Source organism: Phenylobacterium sp., assembly GCF_036963605.1.
Lineage (GTDB): Bacteria > Pseudomonadota > Alphaproteobacteria > Caulobacterales > Caulobacteraceae > Phenylobacterium.
The window spans coordinates 65,801-71,800 of record NZ_JBALUY010000003.1; the positions used below are offsets into that span (position 1 = coordinate 65,801).

A 6,000-nucleotide genomic window follows, 5' to 3' on the forward strand; every position below is an offset into this window, starting at 1 on the left:
CCCATATGCCGTCATGGTCGGACTTGATCCGACCATCCATGCACACCGGGGCCAGACGCGGTGTGCGTGGACCCTCGGGTCGAGCCCGAGGGTGACGAGGATGGAGAGACGCGGAGGCGGACGCTTGGGCGCGGCCGCGCCACCCCCACGGCGTCATCCTGGGCCTTGTGCCCGGGATCCCTCGTGACGCTTACGCCCGCCCCGACGAGGGATGCTCGGCACAGGGCCGAGCATGACGGGGTTGGGGGGAGGGCCCCGGCGCCCCCTCAGGCCACCACGACCTCGGTCTTCACCGAATTGGCGATGAAGCATTCCTCGTGCGCCTCGTGGTGCAGGCGCGCCAGGGTCTCGGCGTCCGGTTCAGGGCCGGCCCATTCGATGACTGGGTGCAGGGTGACCTTGGTCACCGCCTGGCGGCCGGGCGCGATCTCGCCCATCACGCCCTCGGCCTCATCGGCATAGGCGGCGACGGAAAAGCCCGCCAGCCGCGCCCGGTGCAGGAAGACCAGCATGTGGCAGGACGACAGGGCCGAGACCAGCATCTGTTCGGGGTCGACGGCGCCTTCCACCGACCACTTGTTGCCTACCACATGGCGCGAGGCGGTGCCGGGCACCGTCGTGCCCCGGTCGAAGCCGAGCTCATGGCCGCGGCTGTAGCGGCCGGCGGGAAAGTCCTCCCCCGCCGACAGCCGCCAGGTGACGGTGGCCCGATAGGTCGCCATCAGAAGGCCTCGGCTGGCAAGCTCATCAGGGTCTCGGAACCGGTCTTCAGCTTGGCCAGATGGGCCGAGGTTTCCGGCAGGATGCGCTCCACATAGTAGCGGGCGAGCGTCAGCTTGGTCGCATAGAAGGGATCGGTGTCGCCCGCCGCGATCTTGGCTTGCGCCGCCTGGGCCATCATCGCCCACATATAGGCGAGCGCCGTGAGGCCAAAGAGGTGCATGTAGTCGGTGGAGGCGGCCCCGGCGTTGTCGGGATTGGCCAGGCCATTGGCCATCAGCCACATGGTGGCGTCCTGCAGCTCCTCCTTGGCGTGGGACAGGCCCTCGATGATCGGGGCCAGCGCCTTGTCGTTTTCGTGGGCGCCCACATAGGCGTCGATCTCGGCGAAGAAGCCCATGACGCCGCGCCCACCCTCGGCGGCCAGCTTGCGGCCCACCAGGTCCAGCGCCTGGACGCCGTTGGTGCCTTCATAGATCAGCGCGATGCGGCAATCGCGCAGGTACTGGCTGACCGGGAAGTGCTCGGTGAAGCCCGAGCCGCCGTGCACCTGGACGGCGTCGGAACAGACCTTGAACCCGCGGTCGGTGAGGAAGCCCTTCACCACCGGCGTCATCAGCGCCATGTAGTCCGACCCCTTCTGGCGCACGGCCTCGTCGGGGCTGCCATGGGCCAGATCCCCGTGCAGGGCGGTCCAGAACAGGAAGGCGCGGCCGGCCTCGATGACGGCCTTGGAGTCCATCAGCATGCGGCGCACGTCGGGATGGACGATGATCGGATCGGCCGGGCCGTCGGGGTTCTTCGGCCCCGTCAGCGAGCGGCCCTGCAGGCGGTCCTTGGCGAAGCTGGCGGCGGCCTGATAGGCGGCCTCCGCCTGGGCCACGCCCTGCAGGCCCACCCCGATGCGGGCCTCGTTCATCATCACAAACATCAGGCGCAGGCCCTGGTTCTCCTCGCCGACGAGCCAGCCCACCGACTCCTCGTGCTGGATCACGCAGGTGGCGTTGCCGTGGATGCCCATCTTCTCTTCCAGGCCGGCGCAGAAGACGGTGTTGCGCTCGCCCGGCTTGCCCTCGGCGTCGGGGATGAACTTCGGCACGATGAACAGGCTGATGCCCCGCGTGCCGGCCGGCGCGCCCTCGATGCGGGCCAGGACCAGATGGACGATGTTCTCGGCCATGTCGTGCTCGCCGCCGGAGATCCAGATCTTCTGGCCGGTGATGCGATAGGAGCCGTCAGCCTGCGGGACCGCCTTGGTGCGCAGGAGGCCGAGGTCGGTGCCGCAATGGGGCTCGGTCAGGTTCATGGTCCCGCCCCATTCCCCCGAGGCGAGCTTGGGCAGGTAGAGGTCCTTCTGCTCCTGGGAGCCGCCGGTGTGGATGGCCGAATAGGCCCCGTGCGTCAGGCCCGGATACATGGAGAACGCCATGTTGGCCGAGGACGACATCTCCGAGAAGGACAGGTTGACCACATGGGCCATGCCCTGGCCGCCATAGGCCTTGTCGGCGCCCAGCGCCGGCCAGCCGCCCTCCACAAGGGCCTTGTAGGCGGCCTTGAAGCCGTCCGGCGTGGTGACCGAATGGTCCGCATGCCAGGTGCAGCCCTGCTTGTCGCCGACGCTGTTCAGGGGCGCCAGGACCTCACCCGTAAAGCGGCCGGCCTCTTCGACGATCTGGGCGACCACATCCATCGAGGCTTCGGAAAAGCCCGGCAGGTCCCCGTAGCGCTCGATCTGCAGGACGTCGCGCAGCAGGAAGAGATGGTCGCGGACAGGCGGCTGGTAGGGCATGGGGACTCCGGTATCGGCCGGGCCGGTCGCCCGGCCCGGTCAAGGTGTTGTGGTCGAGGTCGCAGGCGCCCTATTTGGCGCCCACATGCTCCAGGCCGTCGAGGCGCTGGCGCAGCATCTGATCATAGTCGGCCGCCCGGGGCAGGAGGTCGGGCCGCGTGGCGATCAGCTTCTGTTCGAGGTTGTTGCAGCCGACCTTCAGCTCGGAGATCGCGCGGTCGATGTCCTCCCGCTGGCTTTCCAGGGCGACGATGCGCTCCTTGAACTTGCGCAGGGACTTGGCCATCTGGGCCGCGCCGCCGTCGTCCAGATCGTAGAGGTCGAGGATCTCGCCGATCTCCGCCAGGGAGAGGCCGACCCGCTTGCCCTGCAGGATCAGCTTCAGGCGGGCGCGGTCCTTGTAGGAATAGACCCGGTTCATGCCGTCGCGGGCCGGCGTCAGCAGGCCCTTGTCCTCATAGAAGCGCAGGGCGCGCGGGGTGCATTTGAACTCCAGGCAGAGCTGGCGGATCGTATAGGTGCGTTGGGGGCGGCGCAGGTCGGTGGGCATTGGGGGCGTCTCCGGTTGAGCCTGGTTTTTGGCGGCTTGTTTCTGGCTGACAGCGTAAGCGGCATCTTACGTTAACGTCAAGATGAGGCCCCTGCGCGAACCGCAGGCGCCGGGGCGTTCCTGGGGGATTTGGCGACCTCTTTCATAGACCTCCGCGGCCCGCCCGCCCTAGGCTGGGCCATTCATTCCAGGGGCGTCATCCATGATCCGTAAGACTCTGCTGGCGGCGACCGCCGTCGCTGCGCTGTTGGCCTGTCCGCTGGCCGTCCAGGCCGCGCCGCAGCCCATGGCAACGGTCACCGCCGGCCTTTCCCGCACCGAGGGCCTGATCCCGATCTATGCCGACGCCGAACGGGGTCGGGTGCTGATGCTGCTGCCCGCGCCGGACGCCGAGGGGATCAGCGGCCGCTATATCCATGTGTCCAGCCTGCGCACGGGCCTGGGCTCGGCGCCCATCGGCCTGGACAAGGCGAGGCTCGGCCCCTCGCGGCTGCTGGCCTTCCGCCGTGTCGGCGCCAAGGTGGTGGCCGAGTACGAAAACCCCCGCTTCCGCGCGGTCGGGGCGCCGGCCGCCGAGCAGGCCTCGGCCCGCGAAGCCTTTGCGCCCTCCATGGTCTGGGCCGGCGAGGTGCTGTCGACCGACGCCCAGGGGCGCATCCTGATCGACATCTCCAGCTTCCTGACCCAGGACGGCCTGGGCGTCGCCGACGCCCTGAAGTTCTCCGGCGAAACCGGCTGGAGCCTGTCGAAGGATCTGAGCCTGGCGGACCCTGCGCAGGCCAAGGCCTTCCCGGAGAATGTCGAGCTGGAGGCCATCCAGACCTTCGTCTCCGAGACGCCGGGCGATGAGGTCTCCAACATCACCCCGGACGACAAGCGGATGACGCTCCGGGTGCGCCACTCCTTCGTCAAGCTGCCCGAGCCCGGCTACCAGCCGCGGGCCTTCGACCCCCGCAGCGGCGGCAACGCCCTGCAGTTCCTGGACTTCGCCGCACCGCTCGGCCAGCCCATCGTCCAGCAGTACGCCCTGCGCTTCCGCCTGGAGAAGACCGACCCCACCGCCGCGGTCTCGCCGGTGAAGAAGCCGATCATCTTCTATATGGACCCCGCCGCCCCGGAGGCGATCCGCAACGCCCTGATGGAGGGGGCGGCCTGGTGGGCCGACGCCTTCGAGGCGGCCGGCTTCCAGGACGCCTATCGCGTCGAGCTGCTGCCCCCGGACGCCGATCCCCTGGACGTGCGCTACAGCATGATCAACTGGGCCGACCGCGCGACCCGCGGTTGGTCCTATGGCCAGACCATCATCGACCCGCGCACCGGCGAGATTCTCAAAGGCTCGGTGGTGCTCGGCGCCCTGCGCGTGCGTCAGGACATGCTGATCTTCGAGGGCCTGGTCGGCGCCCACATGACCGGCAAGGGCGGCCCCAATGATCCCGCCGAGGTGGCGCTCGCCCGCCTGCGCCAGCTTGGCGCCCACGAGGTCGGCCACTCCATCGGCTTTGCGCACAACTTCGCCGGCTCCACGCAAGGGCGAACCTCGGTGATGGACTATCCGGCCCCGCGCATCTTGCTGAAGGACGGCCGGCCTGACCTGTCGGAGGCCTATGCGGTCGGCATCGGGGCCTGGGACAAGTTCACCGTGGCGGCCGTCTATGGACCGGAAAGTGAGGCCCAGACCCTGCTGCACCAGAACGCCACGGCCACCGATGGCCTGCGCTACATCACCGACGCCGATTCCCGGGGCCTAGGGGTCGGCCAGCCCTGGGGCAGCCTTTGGGACGACGGCCCCGATCCGGCCGCCGAGCTGACCCGGATGATGGCGGTGCGCGAAGCCGCCCTCTCGAGCTTCGGCCTCGGCGCCCTCTATCCGGGCGAGCCGGTGGCGGCGCTGCGCCGCAAGTACGTGCCCATCTATCTGATGCACCGCTACCAGGTGGAGGCGGCGGGCAAGCTGCTGGGCGGGGTGGACTTCGCCTATTCGGTGATCGGGGACGGGCGGGAAACCTCCGCGCCGGTTCCGGCCAGCAGCCAGCGCGCGGCGCTTGACGCCCTGCTGGCGGCCCTCGACCCCGCGGCGCTCGAGACGCCGCCGGGCCTCACCCCCCTGATGTCGGCGGGCCTGACCGGGCGCAACGACCGCCAGACGGAGATCGAGCTCTTCCCCACCCTGGCCGGGCCGGTCTTCGACCCCCTGGCCGCCGCCGAGGTGGCCGCCGGCCTGCCCCTGGACGTGCTGCTCAACGACCAGCGGCTGGCCCGGCTGATCGAGCAGAACCGCCACGACCCGTCCCTGCCCGGGGCCGGCGAGGTGATGGAGGCGCTGATCGCCAAGCTGTTCGCCGACCCCGCCAACGCCGCCCTGGCGCCGATCGCCCAGCGGGTGCAGGCCCGCGCCGTGCTGGACGTCGGCCGTCTGGCCCAGGATCCGGGCGCCTCGCCCGGTGTGGCGGCGCAGGCCAGCGCCGCCCTGGCGTCCATAGCAACGCGCCTTGGCGGCGCCCGCGGCGGCGATGAGGCGACCCGGGCTCACCGGACGCGGCTGGTGGCCCTGATCGAGAACCCGGCCGAACTGCGCCGCCTGGCCGCCGCCAAGGAGGTCCGCCCCGAAACCCCGCCCGGCATGCCGATCGGCTCGGCCGGCTGGTTGGACCTGGACTGACAGGGTCCAGACACACGAAGGACAGGACGGCGAGGCCGCCGCCCTGTCCTTATCTTACGTCGCGTTTTGAGCCTTAGCGGCCGCCGGGACCGCCGTGGCCCATGCCGCCATGCGGACCGCCACGGTGGCCGTCCATGCCCTTGCCGCCCCAGCCCTTGCCCCCATGACCCATGCCGCGGCCAGCAGGACGCAGGGCGTCGAAGGCCTTCTGCTGGCTGGGCGTCAGCTGGGCGTAGAAGCGCTTGGTGGCCTCGGCGCGGGCGGTGAAGGCCTGCTGGCGCT

Annotated in this window: 5 protein-coding genes; 1 reads left to right on the forward strand and 4 read right to left on the reverse strand. The window is 70.0% G+C overall.

Annotated elements, in window-relative coordinates; all coding sequences use genetic code 11:
• Nucleotides 1-266: 266 nt before the first annotated feature.
• The 3 genes from V7702_RS01515 to V7702_RS01525 all read right to left on the reverse strand — a co-directional run bounded on the left by V7702_RS01515 (nucleotide 267) and on the right by V7702_RS01525 (nucleotide 3,059).
• A complete protein-coding gene (locus V7702_RS01515) occupies nucleotides 267-722 on the reverse strand; it encodes an OsmC family protein (protein WP_335648373.1) in 456 nt (151 codons plus the stop codon).
• Nucleotides 722-2,509, reverse strand: coding sequence for an acyl-CoA dehydrogenase C-terminal domain-containing protein (locus V7702_RS01520; protein ID WP_335648374.1), 1,788 nt, complete (start codon nucleotides 2,507-2,509; stop codon nucleotides 722-724). The genes V7702_RS01515 and V7702_RS01520 overlap by 1 nt, the downstream gene beginning before the upstream one ends.
• A 70-nt stretch (nucleotides 2,510-2,579) precedes the next feature.
• Nucleotides 2,580-3,059 (reverse strand): MerR family transcriptional regulator, encoded by a 480-nt coding sequence (locus tag V7702_RS01525; protein ID WP_335648375.1) that lies wholly within the window; start codon nucleotides 3,057-3,059, stop codon nucleotides 2,580-2,582.
• 202 nt (nucleotides 3,060-3,261) lie between these two features.
• Between V7702_RS01525 and V7702_RS01530 the strand changes: the two genes are divergently transcribed.
• Entirely contained in the window at nucleotides 3,262-5,718 is a 2,457-nt protein-coding gene (locus tag V7702_RS01530; protein ID WP_335648376.1) for a zinc-dependent metalloprotease, read from the forward strand.
• A gap of 73 nt (nucleotides 5,719-5,791) precedes the next feature.
• Here the strand turns inward: V7702_RS01530 and V7702_RS01535 are convergent.
• A partial coding sequence (locus tag V7702_RS01535) for a Spy/CpxP family protein refolding chaperone (RefSeq protein ID WP_335648377.1) occupies nucleotides 5,792-6,000 on the reverse strand: 209 nt, incomplete at its 5' end.